Raw genomic sequence first — 26068 nt, forward strand, 5'->3', positions numbered from 1 at the left:
CTAGGAAGGCGCAAGGAAACAATAGTATCCCTGACCAACCTACGAATACGAAGCGATCGCGCTTGAGCCAGTCGTCTAAAACGTCAAACCACCCTCTACTAGGGGCGCGTCCAACTGCGATGGTCATCGGACTAATAATCCTCTTTTTACTAAAATTGCAACGTTTCTAAGACAGTGCGGAGAGCCAGTGTAACCGACTGCCGTGAGGAATTAACGTTTTTTTTGACAATCTCAACAGCGTAAAAGCAACTGAGATTCTGAGAGAAATGCTCATTAGTGAAATCAGCATTTCTCTTTCTTTATGCCATTACACGTACCATCGGCTAGTAATCTAGCTTGTAGTAACTTAATGATTCTTAACTTATCATACTACTCAGGGTTTTTGCCTGATACACAGAAGCAAATCAGTTATGAAACACAAACCTTATAAATAATATGAATATCAGAAATTTTACAATTTGACACAACTTTTCTCAGAAATGTAAAAAAATTTAGTCTACCTCGACGTAGATAGGGAACTCATTCCCAAAAGGTGAAAAACAGGCAGGGAGCAGGGGAGAAAGAGGACAAAGGGACAGGGGAAGCAGGGGGAGAAAAGAATTACTGAACAATAACCCTCTTTGCTCAAGAGCCTCTCCTGCTTATCCGAACCGTATTTGGAGAAAAAGAATTTTTATCAGCCATTGAGTGAAGAAATTTAAGACTTAGTACCCTAACAAATTATACAAGTAGCAAGAACAGGGAAGGGGGCGGTTGAGTTTTTGTCAACAATGTTTGGTAAAATGTGGATGGTTACTTCGCCGCCACAGTCGTTGATACACCTCTGGAAAACTATGTGAAACGTTGGACAAGGAAAAAGGAAGTTGGCACATCTTGGCTAATACAAATAGCCTATGTGGTTTGTCCCTTAGTGCAAGTAAGGCATCATCCGGGACAGTAAAATTTGTAGGGTACAGGGTAAAAAATTCATCGTCTACGGTAAAGTATACCGTGGACTTAAAACAGAGCTTCAATGCCTCCTAAGCAATAGCCGGATTGGTATAGAAGCATACACTCTATGCAAGAGCATTAAGTGTGCAAATATGTGACAGCAAGTATCTCACGGGGCAATGGTAGTTCAATGACGGCATCAACAACGATTAACAAAGGCGATCGCCTCCTGCATCAAAATGTTCTCGGTTCTCGTCGGTTCAGTAATTACTGCTGGGCAACTATCGTTACGTTGGGAGCAAGCGGCTTTTTATTAGCTGGGATATCCAGTTATTTAAAAGTTAATTTACTCATAGTTTCCGATCCAACTCAACTGGTATTCGTCCCCCAAGGATTGGTGATGGGTTTATATGGTACTGCTGGCTTGCTATTAGCTACATACCTGTGGCTAGTGATTTTATGGGACGTAGGAGGCGGTTACAACGAATTTAATCAGGAAACTGGCACAATCAAAATATTCCGTTGGGGATTTCCTGGCAAAAACCGTCGAATTGAGATTGACGGCCGTATAGAAGATGTCCAGTCCGTGCGAATAACCGTCAAAGAAGGTCTTAATCCGCTTCGCGCCCTCTATCTACGCATTAAGGGCCGGCGAGATATACCCTTAACACGGATTGGACAACCGTTATCTTTAACAGAGTTAGAAACAGAAGGCGCAAAATTAGCCCGCTTTTTGGGAGTGTCATTAGAAGGACTTTAAGGGGCTAGGGAGTGGGGAAGAAGCAGGGAAACTCTTCGCTGGGACCAAGGGAGAAGAATTTTCCCCTCTGCCCCCTGCTCCCCGCCCCTCTGCCTCTTTTCAATTCCCCATTCCCAATGACCCTCGAAACGATAAGATACTCTGGTTAAATCGGTAACAGGCAATGCGGTTAAAAATCTCACAATTTTTGCTTTCTCTTGTGATTATCAGTGCCTTGATGTTGGGAGGATGTTCAACACAGCAAGTCGCTTCTAATACATCTTCTCCAATCTCGACAGCTACCTCGACCACAAGCGAGGCAAGCACCAAGACAACTACTGAAGCAACATCTGTATCTCAAACTAATAGTGATATTCCTGGACTGGCAGATTTACCACGCCTCGAAGGCCAGGCTACTGTGGTACTCACGGTTAAAGGCTCACCTATTACTATCCAAGTAGACGGCACTGATGCCCCCATTACAGCTGGCAACTTCGTAGATTTAGTGCAGAAGGGTGTTTACGATGGTTTAGCTTTTCATCGAGTTGTACGCGAACCCCAACCGTTTGTAGTTCAAGGGGGCGATCCTCAAAGCAAAGACCCGAAAGTTTCAGCAGATAGACTGGGAACAGGTAGTTATATTGACCCAAAAACGGGAAATGCTCGTTATATACCTTTAGAAGTTAAGGCGAAAGGTTCAGATACTCCCACTTACAATAAACCCTTTGATGCTACTGCTCAACCTGTCGTATTGCCCCATAAACAGGGTGCAGTAGCGATGGCGCGATCGCAAGCACCAGACTCGGCTTCTGCCCAGTTTTACTTTGCTTTAGCAGATTTGGCATTCTTAGATGGTAACTATGCCGTGTTTGGCAATGTCACTCAAGGCTTTGATGTAGTGAACAAAATTAAGCAAGGCGATCGCATTGACTCCGCTAAAGTCACCCAAGGTGCTGAAAATCTGAAAGTACCCGGACAGTAGGAGGAGCAGGGGGAGATAAGGGAGTAGGGGGAGCAAACAAACTATTATTTATCCTCATCTTCCTCATCACCCTCATCCCCTGAAATTGCAAATTGGTTAAAGTTTGTATCACTGGTATTGGTCTAATTTCCGCCTTGGGTGGAAGCTTAGAGGATAGTTGGCAAAATTTAATTGCAGGTAAATCTGGAATTCGATTACATCAACCATTTCCAGAACTTACACCACTTCCTCTAGGTTTGATTGGTCAAAAACCATCTGAGTTAACAATGTTGACTCAGATGGTTGTTGCTTCTGCTTTGCAAGATTCTGGGTTAGTTCCACATGCAGCTGATTGTGCTGTAGTCATTGGATCGAGTCGCTCTTATCAAGCATCTTGGGAGAGGCTGGCGCGGCAAATGTATAAAGATGCGGAAAATTTGCCCGTTTCTGATTTTGAAAATTGGTTAAATATATTACCTCACATGAATGCGATCGCTGCTGCAAGACAAATCGGTGCATCAGGTATAGTTTTAGCACCGATGGCAGCTTGTGCAACTGGAATTTGGGCGATCGCTCAAGCAGCTTTGCTTATACAAACTGGGCAATGTCAACAGGCGATCGCTGGCGCAGTGGAAGCCCCGATTACACCCCTAACTTTGGCTGGGTTTCAGCAGATGGGTGCTTTGGCGAAAACTGGGGCTTATCCCTTTGATTTGCACCGCGAAGGCTTAGTGTTGGGCGAAGGCGCAGCTGTGTTTGTCTTGGAATCAGCAGAGTTGGCAAAACAGCGTCAAGCAAAAGTGTATGGTGAAATTCTCGGTTTTGGCTTAACCAACGACGCATATCATGGTAATTCACCAGAACCTGAAGGGAAAAGTGCGATCGCTGCTATCAAACAATGTCTAGAACGTAGTTGTCTCTCACCAGGCGATATTGATTATATTCATGCTCATGGCACAGCTACCCAGCTAAATGACCAGATGGAGAGCATGGTAATCCAGCGTTTGTTTCCCCAAGGTGTGGCGGTTAGTTCCACCAAAGGAAGCACAGGTCATACACTAGGGGCCTCTGGAGCTTTAGGTGTAGCTTTTTCTCTCATGGCATTAAAGCATCAAATTTTACCACCTTGTGTAGGATTTCAGCAGCCAGAGTTTGATTTAGATATCGTTACATCTGCACGTTTAAGTAAAATTAGGCAGGTACTATGTTGTAGTTTTGGGTTCGGGGGACAGAATACCGCGATCGCACTAGCAAGGTAGAAACTTGTCAGTTTAACTATCTGACCGACATCATATATAAGTTTTACTTAAGTATTTGCTCTTGATATATAATTCTCCTACTTTTGTATCTATAGCAGAACATAAAATATAAAACTGTAACAAAAACTACAAAATTTCTATTTTCCTAAAAAAAAAGGATAAGCTAAATACAGATGATATCCGGTTCGTAAAGATACCGTGATTAGGAGAAAATTTTATGATTTCAAAATCCCTGTTGCTGCCAGAACCTGCTTCTCCAGCGCATATATGCCCATTTGATCAAGCCTGTAGCTACTTAGAAGCGGCAGCTAAAGAATTAAATTTAAATCAGGGTTTGCTGGAAATTCTTAGCCACCCACGTAAGGTTGTGACGGTTTCCATCCCCGTGAAATTAGATAATGGGGAAATACAGGTTCTTGCTGGACACCGGGTGCAGCACTCCGATGTTTTAGGCCCCTACAAGGGGGGAATTCGTTACCATCCGGCTGTGACATTACGGGAAGTATCTGCTTTAGCAATGCTGATGACCTGGAAATGTGCTTTGTTAGGTATTCCTTACGGTGGTGGGAAGGGTGGCATTCCCATAGATCCAAAACGCTACAGTGTTGGCGAATTAGAGCGAATCACCCGCCGTTATATCAGCGAGTTGATTAAAGATATTGGGCCTGCCGTAGATATTCCTGCCCCAGATATGGGTACTTCATCCCGTGAGATGGCTTGGATGATGGACACTTACTCTGTAAATGTTGGTCATGCTGTACCAGGGGTTGTAACTGGGAAACCGCTTTCTATTGGTGGTTCACTGGGGCGGGAAATGGCAACCGGACGCGGCGTGATGATTATTGTCCGTGAGGCGCTGGCACAGCAAGGTAAATCTTTAGCAGGAGTGCGAGTAGCTATTCAGGGTTTTGGTAATGTTGGTAGTGCCGCAGCAGAATTATTACATCAAGCAGGCGCGAAAGTTATTGCTGTTTCAACGGGTGCTGGAGGAATATTTTCCGAAGTCGGTCTTGATATTCCCAGGTTGAAAGTCTATGCTGCTGAAAATCGCAAGAGTATTATAGGTTTCCCGCAATCTGTACCAATTAGCAATGCAGATTTATTAACTTTGCCCTGCGATGTTTTAATACCGGCAGCTTTAGAAAACCAAATCACTGAAGAAAATGTGAATCAAGTGCAAGCGCGAATTGTCGCAGAAGCGGCTAATGGGCCGATTACCCTTGAGGCTAACTTGGCGTTAGAGGCACGGGGTGTGACAGTGCTACCCGATATATTGGCGAATGCTGGTGGTGTGGTAGTCAGTTATTTAGAGTGGGTGCAGGGCCTTTCCTATGTATTTTGGGATGAGGAACGCGTTAACCGCGAAATGGAGCATTTAATGGTACAAGCTTACCATCGGGTGATTCAGCAGTCGGAGGTACGGCAAATTCCTCTGCGATTAGCTGCTTACACTTTAGGGGTAGGTAGAGTGGCTCAGGCGCTGACTGACAGAGGTCTTTATCCTTAAGATTTAGGCATACACAGCAGGTTTTTAATTGAATAGATTGGTAAGGGCACAACAATATAATATTGTGCCCTTATATATTATTAATAGCGAGTATTTTTGTTAAGCGATCGCTACAAAATGACTAGTACTAAGTGTCTGCTATCTGACAATCATACACTTAGTACGCTCTTTATCTGACCAAGGTTAATTTTGTGCTACTTCACAAAGAATTGGTATTAGTAATTATTGCCCAGAAGGTGCAGCAGCATGAATCAAATCTGGCTTCTCGTCACTAGGAGGACGCTCAATAGTTTGATCCGATGTGGGGCGTTGATGGCGATCGCTAGTTTGGATTTGCACAGGTTTACCCGTCTCAATTGACTCGTAAAGCGCTTGGATGATCGAAACATCAATCAACCCTTCCGTCCCAGATGGTTCTGGGTCTTTATCTTCAAGAATACAATCAGAGAAGTAGGTAAATTCAGCCGCTAGTTGATCGTGATCTTCAAAGGTACGCTCTTGGGTTTCACCATTAATTGTCAGGTAATGCTTGATTTCTCCCTGCCAAGGATATGCAGGATTTACTCGTAAATCGCCTTGAGTACCTATAATCTGATAGGTTGAAACACTTGCCCCTCCAAAGCTAGAGGTAAATGTTGCCAATCGCTCATTCGGGAAACGCAAGATAACGCTAGCCATTTCTTCCACTTCGCTAAAGCGTTGTTCTCCATTATTGGCAGCTACAGCAAATACTTCAATTGGTTCATCTTGAAATAGGTAACGTGCAGCATTAAGGCAGTAGATGCCAATATCATAGAGCGTCCCACCACCTGTAACATTTCGTAAACGAATATTGCCTTCTTCTACTTGCTGAGTAAAAACTGAGTTGAAAATCCGTGCTTCACCAATTTGCTTTGATCTGACAATTTCGACTGCCTGTAAATTGGCTTTTTCTAAATGTAAACGGTAGGCAATCATTAGCTTTACATTATTGTCATTGGCAGCTTTAATCATTGCCTCACACTCTTGTTCAGTCACTGCCATTGGCTTTTCACATAATACATGAATTGCCTGATTAGCAGCCCGCACAGTGTAGTCGCAATGCAAATGATTGGGCAGCGCAATATAAACTGCATCAATCTCGCCACTTGCCAGACAGTCCTCATACTCCTCGTAGGAGTAAGTATGATGTATACCATACTTTTTGCTCAGTTCTTCGTTTTTAGTGGCGTCATCTGAAACTAGTGCCACTAATTCTGAGTTTTCGGTGTTGGCAAACGAAGGTAGGGCAGCTTCTTGGGCAAACCAACCTAAACCAACGACAGCGTAGCGAATTTTGCGATTACCATTTGTAGCAGTCATTTTTCTACTCCCTGATGAAGGAACAATTTTGTAATTTCCATGCACTAATTACGTGCAAATATGACTAAATGCTTATACAAACATTTGGAAAAAGTGTATTGTTACATTGCTAATGCAGCTTCTATATCGGGCATCAATTTAGCTAAAGTTTCTCAACTTGGCGATGTTCTGCTTCAATTAATGAAAGAATGTCTGTTGCTTTAGTTTTAGCCTTTTCCCTTCGGTAATAATCAATTTATAGGGCTGAAAATTTGGCGGTTGATAATTGGATCTCGTCTATTCTCAATGACTTGGTAAATTAAAACCTCATTCTTTTAGTAAGCTTTAGTTTAGACTTAAGGAATATTTGCGGTATTGCACCTTAACTGAAATTCATAACCTCAGAATGATGGATAGTGAGTATGTAGCGTTAGCAGCCCAAGGCTACTAAATCAAAACGATAATAGTTTTTTCTGAAGTGCTGTCATACAAAGGGCAATGCGGGAATTGATATCTTTTTGCTCAACTTCATCGATACCTAATTTTACTTTGAGGTGTTGGATATGATTTTGAACAGCCCACGGGGAGTCAGATGTATTTTAGCGATCGCCAACGATGCCTCAATTATCAAACCTACCGCTTGTGAACGTCCAAAAGGTGGCTATGGCAGTAAGATGATGAATGCGATGCCTGCGGCGGGCTACGCCTAAGCCTCTGAACTTCCAGATGGTGCATGGGAAATGTCAGCTTTGCCTGATGGACAAGTGCAAGTTAAACTGAGTTGGCGTTTACCTTAAGTCGATCTGGCTAAATTAAAAAAATACTAGGAATGCGGCTAGTGTATGGTAAAACCAATAATCCAATCAGTAACTCAAACCTTATACGACCAAGATTATTACCTGTGGCTGAGGACAACTATCAATCAACTTCGTGCTGGACAGTTTTCTGCTGTTGATTTAGATAATTTGTTGGAAGAATTAGAAACTATGGGTAGAAGGGAGAAGCGAGCAATTGAAAGTTTATTAATTAAGCTTCTTCAACATCTACTAAAACTCAAGTGTTGGGATAAAGAGCGAGAACGTAATCTAGGACATTGGAAAGGGGAAATCAGGACTTTTCGTAGAGAGATTAAAAAAGCTCTGAAAGATAGTCCTAGCCTTAAACCTTACATTTTAGAAATATTTGATGAATGTTATCAAGACGCAAGGAAAGAAGCAAGCGATCGCTCTCAACTTCCCATTGATACATTCCCTGTTGCACTGCTTGGCTCTTTAGAACAAATTTTAGATGAAAACTGGTTTCCTGAGTAGAAGTGGTACGATTTGGCAAATATGATGATTAAATACCAGCCTCAGTCAATGCCAGACTCAACGCATCAACCAAATCTAAACTTTCCGCCCACTCTATAAGGTAGGTATAGTCTAAACTTTGTGCTTGTAACTTGAATATGCCCAATACATCACGCCACTGTTTTTCAGATTGACTACTTTGCCGCCACCACAACTTCTGTAAAATCGTATCCTCTGGCGAAGCCACCCAGAATTGAGGTATCCCATCTAAATCAGGCAATATCCGACGTGCCATCTGCGATACTGCAAATGGTGAATCATCAGTAATGTAGAGATCGGCATTAGCGATGGTTTCGGTATGTGTGATGTTGAGCATTCGCTCATATCCTCGCTTCAAATCTTCAACCGCCCCTGCTGGACAATAGTATCCTGCTATTTCCAGTGTCGTCACTAACAAATCGATTTGGTCGGGTTGAACTGAAATCACTAAATCTAAATCCCGTGTCGAGCGAGGTTCGCCATGAATTGAACTAGCAACACCTCCACTAACGTAATAAGCTATATTTATTGATTCAAAAAGTTGATGGAGTTCGCCTGCTAGCGAGATGGAATCTTGAATCCACATACTTTCATCAACACCAATAAACTGGAAGTTTGGAAAAAATTTTTCTGCCAACAAAGCACGGGCAAATATACAACGAATTTCCTCCTTGGAAGCACTGCGATGTCGTGATTTAATTCCTGCAAGGCAAAGTTTTTTTACCCCACGTTCATGAGCCGCGAACATTTTTATTCGTTGTTCAAGTGAGAGGTTTCGCAACCGGGAAAACAGATAAATATCGGCATCGATGCTGGTATCGGCGGCTTGCGGTCGATAATTTAGTTTTGCGTCTCTCTGTGAAGAGGCATCTTCAGCAGTTGCAACATCAAAAGTTATTAATCGTGGTTCTATGGTCATAATACTCAACTTGATGTGCGCTTAAACGCGATCGCCTACATAAGTACTGTATTGTATCCAAAATAGAGCAAAAAATAAGTACAAATGCTTTTTAGCTTGATCTAATCGTGTTCCCCAGTCTGCTTTTTATCATAACTATACGTAACCATCCATTGCTTATCTACCAAACCCGATTAAAATAAATACGCAACTTGGGCTTCCATAGGAGTTATCCAGCCGTGCAGCCGGACTTAATAGGCTTGGAAATTAGTAAGGGGGAATTAAGACGTTTGACTGGGTTCGATCCAGAAGACGTTTTTCGCCCCTCGGTTTTGCGAGATAGCAAGAAGCGATTAGGGTTTTTTATCAATGAAATGCTAGTGACACTGGCGCTAACGCCAATAATTGTTGGTTTTGTTTACGCATTTATTATTCTGCCAACAATTGGTTCTTCAATTCGACTAGGAATTCTTTTACTAATTTTAGTGCCAATGCCAATATTAGTGGGGCGATGGCTGTGGCGGCAGTTGACCTGTCCTGAAGGACTGACAATACTTTTAGACGAAGTTGATAAATATCATGACCTGGTTAGCGCCATCGATATTAATGACCAATTAGCAGCATCAGGAAACGTAGAAAGTAGTTTCCATGACCGAGATCAAGTAATCGCGGCCCTGCAACTAATTAGAGAAGATTTAGTCCGCGCTCTGAAAACGGAACGAATTTTGCGGGATAATAAAAAATTGCTTGCTAATAACCAAGAGTTATTTGTGAATAATTTAGCCAGTCTGCAAGCTTTACAAGTTAGTAGTCAAGCAGGCGAATATGCTCAACTGCTAAATCAATCATTGCAAATTGCGATCGATGTACAAGCAGAAATCAGAAAATTGCATAAAGGCTGAGTGGATGTTTGTAAAAGCTTGGGCGACTAGAAGTCACGGCTACACAGACAAAACCTGCCTCCGCAGGTTAGAAAACACTTGATTTTGATTAGTCCACGGAGGTGGACTTTGCTTGTGTAGTAGCGACTTCTAGTCGCCCAATACTTTCCCAGAAAACAATCGCCCCGTTGACCTAAATGAGCAACAAACCAAAAATAATTGTCCTGGATGATGACCCTACAGGTTCTCAAACAGTCCACAGCTGCTTGCTGCTAATGCACTGGGATGTGGACACTTTACGCATCGGGTTGCAGGATGATTCGCCGATTTTCTTTGTGCTGACTAATACTAGATCCCTAACGCCAGAGTCAGCTGCATCTGTCACCACAGAAGTTTGCCAGAACCTGAAAATCGCTTTGAATGCTGAAGGAATTAACGATTTTTTGATTGTTAGCCGTTCTGATTCTACTTTGCGGGGACATTATCCCATTGAAACTGATGCGATCGCACAAGAACTCGGCCCTTTTGATGCTCATTTTCTCGTACCAGCTTTTTTTGAGGGCGGACGCATCACTCGTGACAGTGTGCATTATTTAATTATTGGCGGTATACCCACTCCAGTGCATGAAACTGAGTTTGCCCGTGATTCAGTCTTCAGCTACCATCACAGTTACTTACCCAAGTATGTCGAAGAAAAGACTCAAGGACAAATTAGTGCCGAAGCTGTAGAAAGGTTTCTCCTAGCTGATATTCGCACTGGTAGTTTAGAACGCTTGTTACAACTGAGTGGTAATAAGTGCGCTGTTGTAGATGGTGAAACTCAAGATGATCTCAACCACTTTGCAGTAGATATATTAGCAGCAGCAAGTCAAGGGAAACGCTTTTTGTTTCGCAGTGCAGCAAGTATTTTAACAGCTTTAGCCGCTTTACCACCCCAACCCATTGCTGCCGAGAATATGGCTCAGTACGTGCGGCAAGGCAAACCAGGCGCAGTGATCGTTGGTTCCCATGTGAAAAAGACTACCCAGCAATTAGAGGCGCTATTGCAAGTAGAAGGAACGGTGGGAATTGAAGTGAATGTAGCGCAATTACTTGATGATGCAAATCAATCTGCGGCATTGCTAACTGAAATTCAAGAAAGTACACGGGCGGCACACGAAGCTGGCAAAACACCAGTGGTTTATACTAGCCGTCAGGAACTGAATTTTAAAGATGTCAACACACGATTGGAGTTTGGGGAAAAAGTTTCAGGTTTATTGATGGATATTGTACGCGGTTTACCATCTGATATAGGATTCTTAATTAGCAAGGGTGGCATTACTTCTAATGATGTCTTGAGTACTGGACTAGCTTTAACTTCAGCCCGTTTACTCGGTCAAATTTTAGCTGGTTGTTCAATGGTGTTAACGCCTTCCGATCATCCCCAGTTTCCTGATTTACCTGTGGTGCTGTTTCCCGGTAATGTCGGCGATGCTGATGCCTTGGGGACAGTTTATCAGAGGTTGACTGTACCAATTTGAGATTTAAGATTTGAGATTAAATAATCTTTTGGTTCATGCCAGACTAACGTCTTGCTACGCGCTTTCAGCCCTTGTGGGTAACACAAATCTAAAATCCCAAATTTAAAATCCAAAATCTGTGTATTCTTTGTCTTTTGGCTAGTACTTCATGACTTCTGATTCTGCTGTTCCCGATCTAAAGTCAAATTCTGCACTTCCTAACGCAGAACCAAACTCTATCCTTTCGGAGGTAGAGGGAAATCCTACTGTTTCTGATGTAGAGTCAGATCCTATTCCCCCTGATGCGGAGTTAAAATCCGTCCTCCTTTATCTAAAATCAAATACTGTCCTTGAAGATGTAGAGTCAAATCCTGCTAACCCAGATGCAGAGTCAAATACTGATCCGGCATCAGATTTTATTCTTACTGATTTAAATCCTAATGAGTCAGCAATATCAGGGTATCGCGTAAATGACAATAGTCAAGTCCAGTTAAAAAGTAAGGAGGGACGGCTGTCATTAATTCTGCCCCCGGAATCTCAAGTATCTGCCTCAGAACTGAGTTGGTCTGATATTTGGCAACAAATAAGACAGCGTTTAAATGCAGGCGATCGCTTCCGAATATCTAATACTCCTGTGCATCTAATGGCACAAGACCGCCTAGTAGATGCCAGACAACTCCAAGAACTTGCCGAGGCTTTGAGTGAAGTCCAACTGCGGCTAATATCAGTCTCAACTAGTCGTCGGCAAACTGCGATCGCTGCCGTCACATCTGGGTATTCTGTAGAACAACTACAGCCCGTAACTTCTTTGAATTCTGAGCCAAAAGCCACAGCCATACCCCAAGAAGATGCTCTTTATTTAGAAATAACAGTCCGTTCTGGAGTAGAAATTCGTCATCCTGGTACAGTAATTATCTTGGGAGATGTAAATCCAGGTGGTATTGTAATTGCAGATGGAGATATTATCATCTGGGGTCGCCTACGTGGAATCGCTCATGCTGGTGCTGGAGGCAATCGTGAGTGTCTGATTATGGCCTTGCAAATGGAACCAACCCAACTACGGATCGCAGATGCTGTAGCTAGGGCACCAGAAAAACCGCCAATGCAGTTTTCTCCAGAGGTGGCACATATTACGCCCCAAGGAATCCGCATCGCTAGGGCTACTGATTTTTCCAGAAACCAATTCACCAAGAGCAATCAAGAGCCATAAATATTTACTTAAAGGATGAAGTAGATAAAGATGAAATAAAGCAAATATTCATGCCTCGCCCTGATGAGGGAGAACAGATATTTCTTCATACTTGATACGATACTTCATACTTTATACTGCAATTTACTGTTTTATATTTTCTGAACCCTTATTGATCGCATTTCTATCATGACTCGCATTATAGTGATTACCTCCGGCAAAGGAGGAGTGGGTAAAACCACAGTTTCAGCAAATCTGGGCATGGCTTTAGCCAAAATGGGGCGTCAAGTTGCCTTGGTTGATGCGGATTTTGGTCTGAGAAATTTGGATTTGCTACTAGGGCTAGAAAACCGCATCGTTTATACTGCGGTGGAAGTCTTAGCCAGAGAGTGCCGCTTAGAACAAGCCTTGGTGAAAGATAAGCGCCAACCCAATCTCGTACTTTTGCCGGCAGCCCAAAATCGCTCCAAAGATGCAGTCACGCCTGAACAGATGAAGTTATTGGTGAATGCACTGGCGCAAAAATATCAGTACGTGATTATCGATAGCCCCGCCGGCATTGAAAATGGATTTAAAAATGCGATCGGCCCAGCAAAAGAAGCGCTAGTTATCAGTACACCAGAAATTTCCTCAGTTCGTGACGCTGATCGGGTAGTGGGGTTACTTGAAGCACAAGGTATCAAGCGTGTTCATTTAATAATTAACCGCATCAGACCCGCAATGGTGCAGGCAAATGATATGATGTCAGTGCAAGATGTTCAGGAACTTCTCGCCATTCCCCTGATCGGGGTAATCCCTGACGACGAGCGTGTTATTGTATCTACCAATCGCGGCGAACCCTTAGTGTTAGCGGAAAATCCCTCTTTAGCTGCCACAGCCTTTGAGAACATTGCTCGTAGATTAGAAGGGGAAAGTGTCGAATTTCTGGAGATCGACTCGTCCCAAGACAGCTTCTTCGCCCGTATACGAAGGTTGTTCAGGACAAAGATTGTTTAACTTACTTTTCCAGTCTCCGCGCCAGACCTATTCGTAATGATTGAACTTCTAGAACGACTTTTTTCTCGCGGTACTGATAGCAGTCGAACTCAAGTCAAACGTCGCCTGCAATTGGTGATTGCTCACGATCGCGCTGATATAGACCCTCAAACGTTGGAAAAAATGCGGAAAGAAATTTTAGATGTAGTCTGTCGCTATGTCGAAGTTGAGACGGAGGGCTTAGAGTTCTCCTTAGAAAGCAACCAACGAACGACAGCTTTAATTGCTAATTTGCCCATCCGCCGAGTCAAAGGAGCCATACCTGAATGGGAAAGGGGTGATTAGTCTCTGTAGTTTTAATTTTAAGTATTTTTACTTAAAGTTTTAGTTAAATACACATCACATTAATTTATTTCTTGGAAGTCCCTAAATAAAAAAATCTCCCGTTGTCGTTACTGCTGACAACGGGAGTATATAAGATTTCTTATAAACTATCGGTAGGCTACTTGTGGCCCTGCCCAAATTTCTGTAACCTTTTTACCAAAAGTAATTGGCTGATCTTCGTCTGTTGTGGGTATAGTCTTGCCATCATTAGCAACTTGCATTAACGGCCAGTTTTCCTCACCTAATTCACCTGCACGGAACAACACATGATCCGGTTGCCTTTTACTCCAACCTAACAATACTGCAATTTTGTCATGTTCTTCTTCATTAGCATTAGCAGGAGCTACTGTCTTAGCGTGATTTTTTAGCCGATCCCAGATCACTGCACTATCTGTAGAATCACCCGTATTAAATATACCTTCAAACTTACGTGCTAAGAAGCGATCGCCTTTTTCTGACCAGCTAACTGGAACTAATACCCCAATTTTACCACTCGGATCAGTTTCTTCAGACGACGCAACCTTTACAGCCTTTACCTGTAATAAAGGATCGCTAACAGGAGTAGTTGAAGCCATCACCCACAACTTCTTGGTGTGCATATCTTGGACAAACAGCACGCTGGTTACACGGCTGTTGTACATTTCTGGTTTTACCTCCAGTTGCACCCGGCTATAAACTGCATATTTCCCATCTGGAGAAACCACGGGTACGCTGCGATAGTGACGCACTCCCGAACCACCCTTAGAACCAATAGCTTCTTGAGTCGCTGTAATCCATTTCCAAGGAATAGGATGAGGACTACCTATGGGATCTATTTGTTCTGCTTGGGACTCATCGCGTGGTTCAGAAACAGGTATTTCCGTTGTTGTGCTTGGTTGTGATTCTCTAAGAGTTGGCCCTACTTGAGTAGCTGTCAATGATTCAGTTAAAGATTTTTCTCTGGAAAGAGAATTTTCTGCTCCTTTCAAAGAATTGATATTAGCAGCTTTGAGTTTTCGGATTAAATTAAGCTGACTAACAGGAACATCTGTTAATGGTGCGAGTTCAACTGCTGCCAAAGAGTCAGGAATAGTTAAATCGCTGCTTGACACAAAACTATGTATTTGAGCCAAAGACTCTATTTTATCGGCTGGTAATATTTGCGGTTCCTGAACAGCAGTACTTTGTGTTGACACAGAGTCAAATTCTTCTATTAAGGAGTTGGTTTGCTCTGGTTTTGATATTTCAGCTATCTCAGGTTCCCCAACTACAGCTATTTCCTTTGATACAGAGTCAGAATCTCCAGTCATCGAAGTGAGTTTAGATACTTCGGATTTTACCGGGAACGAGTGAGCCGATGCCCCTAGTAAGGGTGCAATTATTATTACAGCGACAACGTAGTTGAGAAATGGTTGGGCGCGGAACCATCCTGACAGCAAAAGGGGTTTAAGCATTTGTAGACTCTCTAGAGGGGCGGTTGCTATGTGAGAAGCAATACCTATGCAGCAATGGGCAGACGGTAATTATATGTATAACAAGAAACTAAAAACTTTGACGATATTTTTTCTGCAAAGTTTGCAGAGTTTTACAAAAATAATTAAGTATCATTGTCTACACTTTTTATTACTCAGGTAGTGAATGTTTTTTACAGGAATATGCGAGTATAGTAAATATGCTGAAAAGACAGTAATTACTACACAATATGTAATGTTGCTGTTGCTATACCTAACCACACCAAAAACAGGTATTAGTCAAGGAATATTCAGCGTATAGTAACGCTGGCAACCAAAAGTTAGATAATCGCCTATTGGGGATCGTACTAGCGATAGCTAGTACACAATAAACAAGCCAGGTTACACACTAATATAAGAGGGCAAACCCTCATAATGGTAAACGTGAGGCGTTACGTAAAAAGCTCTTAAAGCAGACGCACAATACATCATACTCAGAAAATACTGCTGTCAGCAACCCAAAGTTATAAACTGCAATCTCAACTACTACAAAAATAGCTAGAAGACGCAATAGTATTTCAGAAACCCAATTGCATTTAACGGCAATTTGGGTCAAATTATCAGGAACACAACAAAACTTACTCGGTAGATGCTCTAGCGGCTCGTGACGAGACACCACTAAACTATTAGGCTCACTAAAGGTAGATGCAGTTGATACGAGTTATTACACTTGTCAACTTAACTATTAAGTTAATCAAGAAGCCTTTTGTTTTACCAATACGAAAATATTGTACCACCAAACAGCCGATATTATTTACCATTAATTAATCACTAACGATTAACAACTAATTATTAATGAAAATTGTATTTTTTGGTACACCGCAGTTTGCTGTACCCACGTTGGAAAAGTTATTGAATCACCCAGAATTTGAAGTGTTGGGAGTTGTCACGCAACCAGATAAACGCCGGGAGCGCGGAAATAAGCTTACGCCTTCACCTGTAAAAGCGATCGCTACTGCTCACAACTTACCAGTATGGCAACCCGAACGGGTGAAAAAAGACACCGAAACTTTAACCCAACTCAAACACTTAGATGCAGATGTGTTTGTTGTTGTCGCCTATGGACAGATATTATCGTCAAAAATATTGAATATGCCAAAATTGGGCTGCATTAATGTGCATGGCTCGATTTTACCCAAATATCGGGGTGCAGCACCGATTCAGTGGTGCTTGTACAACGGTGAGAAGGAAACGGGGATCACGACCATGTTAATGGATGTGGGGATGGATACCGGCCCAATGCTACAAATAGCTACTACACCGATTGGATTATTAGATACTGCCCAAGATTTAGCTGAAAGACTAGCTGCGATCGGTGGGGATTTGTTAGTGGAAACTCTATTGAAGTTGGAACGCCAGGAAATTCAACCAATCCCCCAAGATAATTTAGCAGCTACTTATGCACCTCTGATTCAAAAACAAGATTATGGTTTGGATTGGTCAAAAAGTGCTATCCAATTACACAATCAAATCAGAGGTTTTTACCCCAACTGCACCGCTACCTTTCGTAACAACCTGTTTAAAATCACTGCTTCTGCTCCCCTTGATTCTGTAGGCGATGTCTGGCGACAAGCCGCTCCGCGTCTACGCGATCTACCACCAGAATTACAAGAGCTAATGCATAAGTTGCCTGATTTGTCAAATATATCAGACAAACCGGGGGCTGTAGTCAGCATTGTTAAAGGAATTGGTGCGATCGTCCAAACTGGGGAAGGTTTGTTGCTGTTGCGAGAGGTTCAGCTAGCTGGTAAACGTCCCCAGTCGGGATGGGATTTTGTTAATGGTACCCGCTTAACTGTGGGAGAAGTTTTTGGTGCGGGAAGTTGACGGGGAGTTAGTCAATTGAAATCATTGACACTCCCCGGCGTGTTCGCCCTTGGCGTACCCTTCGGGTACGCACGGGGATTCTTGAATCTAAGACATAACTTGCTCATGCAGGTTTTCACTCTTCATGAGTAGAGGTTTCATCTCCCCAAGCGTTGCTTGCATCTAGTGCAAAGGTTCCGGTATGCCCTACCGTACCCAATCCTCGACTAAGGATAATTAAGGCTGCGTTTTCATCTCTATCCATGACACAACCACACAAACATACGTGTGTTCGAGTAGATAGTGTTTTCTTCACAACTTCACCGCAGCTAGAGCATTCTTGGGTTGTGTATTGCGGATTAACCGCAACCGTGACACGTTTAAATACTTTACCAAATTGCAAAGGGGAAGTTAGCCGCAAGTACAGCACAATATTTCTGCAAATCATTTTTACCTGTATCCTTAACGTCCATCCATAGCCGAATACAGCTATTGCGAACAAACTTTGCACTCCGAATTGCATCATCTATTGCCGCCAACTGCGGTGGCTTTCCATAAGCTTTAAATTCAAAAACAAGCATTGGCTTTACCTGTTATCTTATACCAACATATTTGGTATAAAATGACTAAATATATTTGCGTCTTGCAAAATCTTGACGGTGGTTAAAACCACCTGAGTCGTTTTTCATCCACTGTCTGTTCGCGCAGCGTCTCCCTCTGGGAGACGCATGTAAGACATTGCTACGCAATGCTTACTCAGTGGCTTTCAAACTTCCCAATCTTTCTTGTAACAATTTGGAATAATATCCTGATTTTTACGGCACTTTACTGAGTTCAACACAATTTAGCAGTATATAATAGTGTGCTCTGTATGCTCTTCCTTAACCGCCCTCGTCTTAGCCTTCAACAGTTTAGTAGTTTGATTTGTTAAAAAACGCACAAATGTATCAAAGTAAACCAATTGACTTTATTGAACGAAACGATATTAAAGCTTTCCTAGCTTTGCTGAGAGACTGGATGGCAATTTTTATGATTGCTGCTTTTAGCATTTGGATAAATAATATATTTGTCTATTTAATTTCAGTATGGGCGATCGGCCTTTTTCAATTTGCTATCGGAGAAGGATTAGTACATGAAGCAACACACAATAATTTATTTCAGAGAAAAAACTGGAATGAAAAGTTAGAGTTTCTCTATGCTTTTCCTGTCTTTAGAACAGTAGCTACTTATCGTAAGCACCACCTTCCTCATCATAATTATTTTGGGAGCGATAAAGATTATATACCTGAATATTATGAAATGTTGGGATTATATAAACCAAACAAAAACTTGTTATTTGTCTTATTTATTAAACCTATAATGGGATTTGGGGTCTATCTCTTCTTTGAAGATGCCTACCTTCACATGAAAGAGTTGGACTGGCATCCTTTCAAAAGCAGCTTTAAGATATTTCTGTTTTGGTTCGTTGTCGTTCTCAGCTTCTTTCTATCAGGACATATCCAAATCTTACTGTTGTACTGGTTTGTCCCGCTACTATGGTGTTATTCTTGTTATTCATGTTGGTCTGAGGTACATGAACACTTTAATACTGTATCCGGTACGAGATCAAACCTTAACTTGATAATTAATCTTTTAACTCATAATACTGGGTATCACTATCTTCACCATCTTTACCCGACTATTCCTTGGTATAAACTTCCAGAGTCACATCAGGTTTTGTGCCCAGATACTTCAGACATTTCATACGGTTTATTTGATATCTATAGACAGTTATCAAGACAATTATCAAGCAGTTAAGTAGATGCCTAAGTTAGGAGGTCATCCTCCTGACTTGGCTACAAAACCATGTTTGAACTTTTTGACTCCTAACTTGTAACTTCTAACTTTTCATAAAAGCGGCAAGATTCGCAAGGGCCATCTGGGTTAACTGCACAGCGAATGAGTTCTGAATGAGCATTGTAAGAGCAAGTGGCATCACCAATTACCCAACGTCCTGCTACCAAACTTTTCTCAGATGGTCGTTTAGCAGACTGCACATAAATGGCAATATTATGCAAGCGGTAGCGCCCACCTTTAAGTTGGTATCGATGGCGGCGTTCTAAAACCGCGTAGGTTTTACCTTCAAAATCGAGATAGTTTCCGGGTTGGGGTGTCCAATCAAGTTGCACTTTACCGAGTGACTCACGCGGATGCGTCAGAATCACCTCAGTTTGTAAAGAGTCTGGCTCCATAAGCTTATGTGATTTGATTTACATTATAAGGATGGTATCGCAATAGCTTTCTTTAGCTTACCGAATTTAGATTACAATTAATGATTAACTCTTCGCGTCTACAGATTAGGGTAACCAAAAGTCTGGTAGAATAGATTTGCCCAAGTCACGCAAAGTTTGGTTGAGCGATCGCGCCACTTGAATATGCGCCTCATCCTCTTCTACAGCTAAAATCTCAGATGGCTGACCTTCTCCCAAATAAGACACCACTAAATTCGCCGCCTCCAAACCAGTAACATAAGCCTTTTCTTGTGACCAGGAACCATGACGGTTCACAATCCAATCCCCACTCATAAACACATTCTCAAAACTTGTCTTAGCGGGCAACATATAACGATAGCTACCAGGTGCAAAGTGAGTCACCGCTTGAGGTAGCCGAATTACACTGCTATCAATTATTTTTGCCTCTCGAAACGCCGGTATGCAAGTTGCTAAATAACCCTGAACTATTGCTAAAATCTCCTCATCACTCAAATGGAGAAACTGATTTGCGTGATAAAAATCAGCTTCAATCACCGTTCCTGGCTCATTCCGATATTCATCATGTAGAGCATTCAAATCAAAAAATGTCCAACCTGTAGTTGCGTCGAATCCAAAGCAAGCATTAGAAGGACGAGGAATATCAATTTTGCGGTCAAACCATAGTCGCGTTGCTAAAACATCAATTGCTCCTAAATTGCTCAAATTACGGAATTCTTCATGGCTTTGTAAACTAGGGCTAGTTGAGACAATTTTCTTCATACCCGTGATCCCAACCGCAAAAATCACCGCATCTGCTTCAATTACTTCATCACCGCAAACTACACCCTTGGCTCGATGATTACTATCAACAATTAAATCTGTAACTCGGCGCTTGGGTAATATTCGCGCACCAGCTTTTTCGATACGTTCCACCCAAGGACGAAATATCTTTTCCCCGACAGTTCCTCGACACCAAACTACATCAAAATCGGGTTGATGAGCCAGAATAAAAAAGTAAAGCATCCCTAAAGTTGCGGCGGCTGAACATTGTTCGCCAGGGGCAAATAACCCCACCAATAACATTGGTTCAAAAGCATCGCGGTAAAGTCGTGCAGAAACATTAAAGTCTTTGAACAATTCACGGGCAGTTACAAAATCATAGTGCCGCCAAGCTGCATCAGAATTGTCAAAATCAACAACAGCATAAAGTAAAGGTAAGGCGCTGAGACGGTCAATTAATGGCAACCGTTTAAATTGAGTGTAGAGAAAAGTTCCTAGTGGCGAGGGAAGCCGTGGTAAGTCTTGAAAAATTGGTGATTCAACTTCCAAACCTGCTGGCGAATATTGGGAAGAACGAGTCCAAGTAGTAAAAGGATTAATTCCTAATTCATTGATTAGGGAAAAAATATTTTTGTAAGGATACCAAAAGCCATGAATCCCAGCTTCAACAGATTTTCCGGCGGCTGTTTGCCAACCTGCCACCAATCCACCAGGATAGGGGCCTGCTTCGAGAAGTGTCACATCATAACCTTGTTTTGCCAAATGGTAGGTTGCTCCTAAACCAGCCCAACCTGCACCTACAACTACCACCCGTTTTTGTTGTGACCCTTCTACCATCCTAGCCTCCAATTGTTGCAGTCTATCAACTAATGTATACGAACTTGCCGCTCTCATCAGATGACGGCTTACTATTACAACGGTTTTCCTTTGGATACAATACGTGCTTTGGTAGGATAGCTGTGCTACCCTACGAACCATATTCCATTGAATTAAAAACAGTTATAGACTTTGAGAAAGGCTAAGGTGGAGTAATTCAGTAAAAATCGCTTGCGGTTAATGCTGAGTTAAGAGTATAACAGGAAACAGACTTAACTATTGATGAGGAATAATCATAATGTCTCAATTAGCAAATATAAAATCCAGTTTGAATGATTTTGAATTACGAGATGGCATTTATTTTCCTAACGACTATGAACAATTGAATAATACTCAACATAAGAAAAAATGGGACGCAATTGGTAAAACATACTATGGTTCCCAAAAAGTTGAAAAACTTGCAGATACATCGCCCATCAAACAAGATTACACTCTGTTAACTGGCACACCTGGAGGTACTTGGAACAAATTTCCTATGAATAAATCAGTTGGCTCTATTCTGGAAATTGGTTCTGGTTATGGTCGCGCACCTTTACATCTCTCGAAAGCAAAAAATCTGAGATGCGAAAAATATTATGGGATTGATATTTCTGAACCTCTGTTGCGGCGTTTAATTAAGGTTAAACAAGAATACAATTTTTTTCCTGAAGCTGAATTTAACTTGATTTGTAATTCTGCTGAAATATTGCCTTTAGAAGATAATTCTATAGATTTGGTAATTTCTAACTGCGTCTTTATGCATATCCCAGATGCACAATTACGAAATTTGCTAGCTGATATATCTCGTGTGCTAAAACCTGGTGGAATTTTCGTTTTTAATCATTCCTTTCACAACAAGTCTTGTCCTTCTCATATTATCCATAATTTTATCAGAAGGCTGAATCCATTTGTGAGAAATCCAGTTTATCTAAAGCAATATACATCTGCTGAAATAAATGAAATGTTAGCGACTGCTGGGATAAAGGCTAAGTGTCCCCAATACAGTGTCGAACCAACGCAAGAATATGCAATTTTGCCGGAAACAATTAAAGGAATTCCAGTACCTTTTGCTAATGCTATCAATAGAAGCCTTAAGCCATCAGATGCTTTAAAAGAAACTTTCGCTTATGGTTTTAGTGCCTACAGCACTCAACTGGACTAATTAAGATGTTGTCACAATGAACTGAATACAAAGAAACTACGGAAGCACAACAATGTTGTGCTTTTATTTTTCCAATAAATGTAATCTACCAACTTTTAACAACATATTTCAACTAAAGTTGGTAAATTAGGGATTAGTTGAGCTAATTCTTCCCTCCGCAACTATGCCATTGGATTTATCGCCTCTTTGGATATCACTCAAAACTTCATTACTTGCTACATTTATCACATTCTTCTTGGGTATCGCTGCTGCCTACTGGATGCTGGGATATCGTGGCAAAGGGAAATCGTTGATTGAGAGTATCTTTATTGCGCCACTGATTTTACCACCTACGGTTGTCGGTTTCTTGTTGCTGCTATTTTTTGGCAAAAATGGCCCCGTAGGGAAATTCATGGAGGTTTTTGACTTCAGCATTGTCTTTACTTGGTATGGTGCAGCGATCGCAGCTACCGTAGTTGCTTTCCCTTTAATGTATAAAACTACATTGGGAGCTTTTGAACAAATAGATGGTAATTTGCTGCGAGTAGCCAGAACCCTTGGTGCAACTGAAGCCACAATCTTTTGGCGCATTAGTTTTCCCCTAGCATTACCCGGAATTGCAGCCGCCACAATGCTCGCTTTTGCCCGTGCTTTAGGAGAATTTGGGGCGACGTTGATGCTGGCTGGTAACATTCCCGGACAAACGCAGACAATCCCAATGGCGATTTATTTTGCTGTGGAAGGGGGAGCAATGAATGAGGCGTGGTTTTGGGCGATCGCTATTATGGTGATTTCTCTATCTGGAATTATTGCAGTCAACTTCTGGCAAGAATTGAGGGAAAAGGGGAGAGGAGGGGGAGCAGGGGGCAGGGGGCAGGGAGCAGGGGCAGGAATTCTTTATACCCCGGACTCTAGCTTTGAACCTGGTGGATTGTTTGTCAACATTGAAAAAATACTTCCTAGCTTTGATTTAAAAGTTGCTTTTACTACTGATGAGCAACCCTTGGGATTATTGGGGGGTTCTGGTGCAGGTAAGAGCATGATTTTACGCTGCCTTGCGGGGATAGAAACGCCCACAATCGGGCGCATAGTTTTAAATGGGAGAGTTCTGTTTGACTCAGAGCAAGGAATTAATTTACCCAGCCGCGATCGCCGCATTGGTTTTTTAGTGCAGAATTATGCTCTGTTTCCGCACATGAGTGTGGCGCAAAATATTGCTTTTGGCTTGCCTAAAGGACTATCGGCTGGGAGTATTAGAGTGCAGGTAGAGGAGCAACTAATAGCAATGCAGTTGCAGGGATTAGGCGATCGCTATCCGCACCAACTTTCAGGAGGCCAACAACAACGGGTAGCTTTAGCAAGAGCATTAGCAAGTCAACCGGAAGCATTACTTTTAGATGAGCCGTTTTCAGCACTTGACACCCATCTGCGTAGTCAATTAGAGCAGCAAATGACAGAAACTCTTGCTGGCTATCAAGGTGTGACTCTATTTGTCACCCATAATATGGAAGAAGCTTATCGGATTTGCCCGAATCTATTGGTATTGGAGCATGGTAGAGCCGTTCATTATGGCTCAAAACACGATATTTTTCAGCATCCTAGTACTGTTAGTGTCGCCCAACTTACCGGATGTAAAAACTTCTCCCGCCTTATTCCTCAGTCATCGCAACAAGTGGAAGCGATTGATTGGGGTTGTACCTTGAAAGTAATTGAACCAGTCAAAAGCGAATTATCTCACATCGGCATTCGTGCCCATCAGTTCATTTTTACCAACGACTCATCACAGGAAAATACCTTTCCTTGCTGGGTAGTACGAACAAGTGAAACGCCTCACCGGATGACGTTGTTTCTCAAACTACATTCGGCTAGCAAGAATTCTCAAGATTATCATCTGCAAGCTGAAGTCTTCAAAGAAAAATGGGCGACTATGAAAGACCAAGCTTTTCCTTGGTATGTGCGTTTAGATCCTCTGCGGTTGATTTTGATGGAATGAACGCAGAGATGCACCATACGGGGGAAGTGCAGAACCTCTATATTCACTAGACACTCGCTGATATTTTTTGGCGCTCAATCTCATTCGCCCTTATACCTCCCTTGATGTCTAATTGCGGTTATACGGGAATTTCTATAAACAAGATTAAAAACATAATATCGATAGACTTATCGTTGTATATTCTAATTTGAGATTCAGAGGGAATGCAACCTTATTATCTATATACTTAATTATTGATATAAATAGTCAATTACTGAAGTACTGATCCAGAATCATCATGAAATCTTTGCACCGTCCCGATCTCTATAGCTGGTCTAATTTCAATCCGGCAAGAAATATTGATTTCAATGGGATTGCCTGGATTCGCCCAGATGGCAACATCTTGATTGACCCAGTAGCCCTATCAAACCATGATTGGAATCATCTCAAATCCCTCGGTGGTGTGGTTTGGATTGTGCTGACGAATTCTGAGCATGTCAGGGCAAGTAAAGAAATTGCCGATCAAACATACGCTAAAATAGCTGGTCCTGTGGCAGAAAAAGATACTTTCCCTATACCTTGCGATCGCTGGCTGTCTGATGGTGAAGAGTTCGTACCTGGGTTAAAAGTAATTGAACTCCAAGGCTCGAAAACTCCCGGTGAATTGGCTCTGTTGCTGGAGGAGACAACTTTAATCACAGGGGATTTAGTCAGGGCACGCAAAGCAGGTAGTTTAACAATTTTACCAGATGACAAGCTGCTGAATCGAGAGGAGGCTATTGCTTCTGTTCGCAGGTTAGCAGACCTGAGTCACATAGAAGCAGTGTTGGTGGGGGATGGTTGGCCTGTCTTCCGCGATGGACGCGATCGCTTAAAGGAACTTGCAGCAACGCTGTAAATGCTTGGGTAGCACAGCTAGCTGTGCTACCTTACAGGAGGTTGTGGTTCAAATAGGAAGAATTGTAATTTAAAACCTTTTCAGTAGTCAAACCGGATTCCTAGATGTTAATTGATGTGACCACCTGGTATTTAGAAATGCTTGATCCAAGTCAGCTTCGTCCTACTTTTTCAAGCAATCCAAAACTTACGGTCATCCGTGCGGAGATTCCATGCCCTGAGTTAAATCGCTTTTTATACCAAAGCGTAGGTGGCGACTGGTATTGGATAAACCGTTTAAACTGGAGCTACGAAAGCTGGTTAGAATACCTAAACCGTCCAGAACTCCAAACCTGGGTAGCATATCTTTCAGGAACACCCGCAGGCTATGTTGAGTTAGAAGCACAACCAGGTGATAACGTTGAGATTGCCTACTTCGGTTTACTACGACAGTTTATCGGGCAATCTATTGGTGGACATTTACTGAGTGTTGGTGTAGAAAAAGCTTGGGCGATGGGAGCAAAGCGAGTGTGGGTTCATACGTGCAGTTTGGATAGTAGTCATGCACTTGCCAATTACCAAGCAAGAGGTTTCCAATTCTACAAAGAGGAAATCTATCAGCAGGAACTACCAGAGAAACCGATTGGGCCTTGGACTGGTGCATCTGGTTGAAAGAGTTGTCTGTGCAGTGAATGTTGATATCTCCTGACTAGAAGTGGATAGTTAACGCTACAGTTGAGTGAAATATCACATAAGCTGAGATAGCGAATAATAGCGCGATTCTCCTGTGAAAAGGCTGTGCGATCGCGTGCAGAATATTTACCGAAAAAAGAGCTAAAGCTAGGGGGTGTAAGCAGTTTGCGACTTTAGTCGCTTACAAATGATATACTGACATGAACAGGTAAGGTATTCAACCTGTTTAAAAACCTAGCTGTTGAAAGACAAAGCGCTGAACCTTGAAAATTGAATCTATACGGTTCTACTGCATTTTTCTAGACTCCACCTCGCAGTAGGTAAAAGATTCAGAGGAGCTAGACGAACAGTATT

At 42.2% G+C, this 26068-nt stretch carries 24 protein-coding genes and 2 pseudogenes; 18 read left to right on the forward strand and 8 right to left on the reverse strand.

The features are described 5' to 3' along the window. Window positions 1-127 (reverse strand): annotated as a pseudogene (locus LC608_RS28855) (photosystem II D2 protein (photosystem q(a) protein)); the annotation flags it as partial. 657 nt (window positions 128-784) lie between these two features. Between LC608_RS28855 and LC608_RS28860 the strand changes: the two are divergent. From LC608_RS28860 to LC608_RS28880, 5 genes are all read left to right on the forward strand, one after another. Next, window positions 785-940: a hypothetical protein gene (locus tag LC608_RS28860; protein WP_229556852.1), complete on the forward strand. Its 156-nt coding sequence runs from the start codon at window positions 785-787 to the stop codon at window positions 938-940. A gap of 180 nt (window positions 941-1120) precedes the next feature. Then, entirely contained in the window at window positions 1121-1690 is a 570-nt protein-coding gene (locus LC608_RS28865; protein WP_229556918.1) for a photosystem I assembly protein Ycf4, read from the forward strand. Between the two features lie 163 nt (window positions 1691-1853). Continuing rightward, entirely contained in the window at window positions 1854-2651 is a 798-nt protein-coding gene (locus LC608_RS28870; protein ID WP_229556853.1) for a peptidylprolyl isomerase, read from the forward strand. A gap of 92 nt (window positions 2652-2743) precedes the next feature. After that, the gene (locus tag LC608_RS28875) at window positions 2744-3889 is read left to right on the forward strand and encodes a beta-ketoacyl-ACP synthase (protein WP_229556854.1); all 1146 of its coding nucleotides are present in this window, start codon (window positions 2744-2746) and stop codon (window positions 3887-3889) included. Window positions 3890-4106: 217 nt separating this feature from the next. Further along, a complete protein-coding gene (locus LC608_RS28880) occupies window positions 4107-5396 on the forward strand; it encodes a Glu/Leu/Phe/Val dehydrogenase (protein WP_229556855.1) in 1290 nt (429 codons plus the stop codon). 222 nt (window positions 5397-5618) lie between these two features. Here LC608_RS28880 and LC608_RS28885 read toward each other — a convergent pair whose 3' ends face one another. Next, complete coding sequence (locus LC608_RS28885; protein ID WP_229556856.1) at window positions 5619-6737, reverse strand: Gfo/Idh/MocA family protein; 1119 nt, start codon at window positions 6735-6737, stop codon at window positions 5619-5621. Between the two features lie 542 nt (window positions 6738-7279). On the opposite strand from LC608_RS28885, the gene LC608_RS28890 reads away from it, so the two are divergent. Then, on the forward strand, window positions 7280-7426 hold the full coding sequence (locus LC608_RS28890) for a hypothetical protein (RefSeq protein ID WP_229556857.1): 147 nt from the start codon (window positions 7280-7282) through the stop codon (window positions 7424-7426). A 132-nt stretch (window positions 7427-7558) separates the two neighbouring features. Beyond that, window positions 7559-8026, forward strand: a complete 468-nt coding sequence (locus LC608_RS28895) for a DUF29 domain-containing protein (RefSeq protein ID WP_229556858.1) — start codon at window positions 7559-7561, stop codon at window positions 8024-8026. 28 nt (window positions 8027-8054) lie between these two features. Here the strand turns inward: LC608_RS28895 and LC608_RS28900 are convergent, their stop codons facing one another. Next, the gene (locus tag LC608_RS28900; RefSeq protein WP_229556859.1) at window positions 8055-8963 is read right to left on the reverse strand and encodes a hypothetical protein; all 909 of its coding nucleotides are present in this window, start codon (window positions 8961-8963) and stop codon (window positions 8055-8057) included. Window positions 8964-9181: 218 nt separating this feature from the next. Here LC608_RS28900 and LC608_RS28905 point away from each other — a divergent pair, with 218 nt between their 5' ends. The 5 genes from LC608_RS28905 (at window position 9182) to minE (ending at window position 13831) form a co-directional block, all read left to right on the forward strand. Then, entirely contained in the window at window positions 9182-9844 is a 663-nt protein-coding gene (locus LC608_RS28905; protein WP_229556860.1) for a hypothetical protein, read from the forward strand. Window positions 9845-10020: 176 nt separating this feature from the next. Next, window positions 10021-11343, forward strand: a complete 1323-nt coding sequence (locus LC608_RS28910; protein WP_229556861.1) for a four-carbon acid sugar kinase family protein — start codon at window positions 10021-10023, stop codon at window positions 11341-11343. A gap of 148 nt (window positions 11344-11491) precedes the next feature. Further along, a complete protein-coding gene (gene minC / locus LC608_RS28915) occupies window positions 11492-12532 on the forward strand; it encodes a septum site-determining protein MinC (protein WP_229556862.1) in 1041 nt (346 codons plus the stop codon). 168 nt (window positions 12533-12700) lie between these two features. After that, a complete protein-coding gene (gene minD / locus LC608_RS28920; RefSeq protein WP_229556863.1) occupies window positions 12701-13507 on the forward strand; it encodes a septum site-determining protein MinD in 807 nt (268 codons plus the stop codon). Window positions 13508-13543: 36 nt separating this feature from the next. After that, window positions 13544-13831: a cell division topological specificity factor MinE gene (minE, locus tag LC608_RS28925; protein WP_229556864.1), complete on the forward strand. Its 288-nt coding sequence runs from the start codon at window positions 13544-13546 to the stop codon at window positions 13829-13831. Window positions 13832-13977: 146 nt separating this feature from the next. Here the strand turns inward: minE and LC608_RS28930 are convergent, their stop codons facing one another. Next, window positions 13978-15303 carry a hypothetical protein gene (locus LC608_RS28930; RefSeq protein ID WP_229556865.1) on the reverse strand — a complete coding sequence of 442 codons (1326 nt, stop codon included), beginning with the start codon at window positions 15301-15303 and terminating at the stop codon, window positions 13978-13980. An 852-nt stretch (window positions 15304-16155) separates the two neighbouring features. Here LC608_RS28930 and fmt point away from each other — a divergent pair. Continuing rightward, window positions 16156-17187 carry a methionyl-tRNA formyltransferase gene (fmt, locus tag LC608_RS28935; RefSeq protein WP_229556866.1) on the forward strand — a complete coding sequence of 344 codons (1032 nt, stop codon included), beginning with the start codon at window positions 16156-16158 and terminating at the stop codon, window positions 17185-17187. A 115-nt stretch (window positions 17188-17302) separates the two neighbouring features. Here the strand turns inward: fmt and LC608_RS28940 are convergent. Then, window positions 17303-17563 (reverse strand): annotated as a pseudogene (locus LC608_RS28940) (zinc ribbon domain-containing protein); the annotation flags it as partial. After that, complete coding sequence (locus LC608_RS28945) at window positions 17556-17747, reverse strand: hypothetical protein (protein WP_229556868.1); 192 nt, start codon at window positions 17745-17747, stop codon at window positions 17556-17558. The gene LC608_RS28945 and the pseudogene LC608_RS28940, both read right to left, overlap by 8 nt. Before the next feature lie 361 nt (window positions 17748-18108). Here LC608_RS28945 and LC608_RS28950 point away from each other — a divergent pair, with 361 nt between their 5' ends. Beyond that, window positions 18109-18963: a fatty acid desaturase gene (locus LC608_RS28950; RefSeq protein ID WP_229556869.1), complete on the forward strand. Its 855-nt coding sequence runs from the start codon at window positions 18109-18111 to the stop codon at window positions 18961-18963. Between the two features lie 68 nt (window positions 18964-19031). Here the strand turns inward: LC608_RS28950 and LC608_RS28955 are convergent, their stop codons facing one another. Next, window positions 19032-19397 carry a DUF6464 family protein gene (locus tag LC608_RS28955; protein WP_229556870.1) on the reverse strand — a complete coding sequence of 122 codons (366 nt, stop codon included), beginning with the start codon at window positions 19395-19397 and terminating at the stop codon, window positions 19032-19034. Between the two features lie 105 nt (window positions 19398-19502). Further along, window positions 19503-21014 (reverse strand): FAD-dependent oxidoreductase, encoded by a 1512-nt coding sequence (locus LC608_RS28960; protein WP_229556871.1) that lies wholly within the window; start codon window positions 21012-21014, stop codon window positions 19503-19505. Between the two features lie 277 nt (window positions 21015-21291). Between LC608_RS28960 and LC608_RS28965 the strand changes: the two genes are divergently transcribed. The 4 genes from LC608_RS28965 to LC608_RS28980 all read left to right on the forward strand — a co-directional run bounded on the left by LC608_RS28965 (window position 21292) and on the right by LC608_RS28980 (window position 25693). Beyond that, entirely contained in the window at window positions 21292-22194 is a 903-nt protein-coding gene (locus tag LC608_RS28965; protein WP_229556872.1) for a class I SAM-dependent methyltransferase, read from the forward strand. A 163-nt stretch (window positions 22195-22357) separates the two neighbouring features. Then, the gene (gene modB, locus LC608_RS28970; RefSeq protein WP_229556873.1) at window positions 22358-24166 is read left to right on the forward strand and encodes a molybdate ABC transporter permease subunit; all 1809 of its coding nucleotides are present in this window, start codon (window positions 22358-22360) and stop codon (window positions 24164-24166) included. A gap of 277 nt (window positions 24167-24443) precedes the next feature. Next, a complete protein-coding gene (locus LC608_RS28975) occupies window positions 24444-25043 on the forward strand; it encodes an MBL fold metallo-hydrolase (RefSeq protein ID WP_229556874.1) in 600 nt (199 codons plus the stop codon). 104 nt (window positions 25044-25147) lie between these two features. After that, complete coding sequence (locus LC608_RS28980) at window positions 25148-25693, forward strand: GNAT family N-acetyltransferase (protein WP_229556875.1); 546 nt, start codon at window positions 25148-25150, stop codon at window positions 25691-25693. Window positions 25694-26068: the final 375 nt, after the last annotated feature.

The sequence above is a fragment of the Nostoc sp. XA010 genome, from assembly GCF_020829625.1.
In the GTDB taxonomy this organism is placed as follows: domain Bacteria; phylum Cyanobacteriota; class Cyanobacteriia; order Cyanobacteriales; family Nostocaceae; genus Nostoc.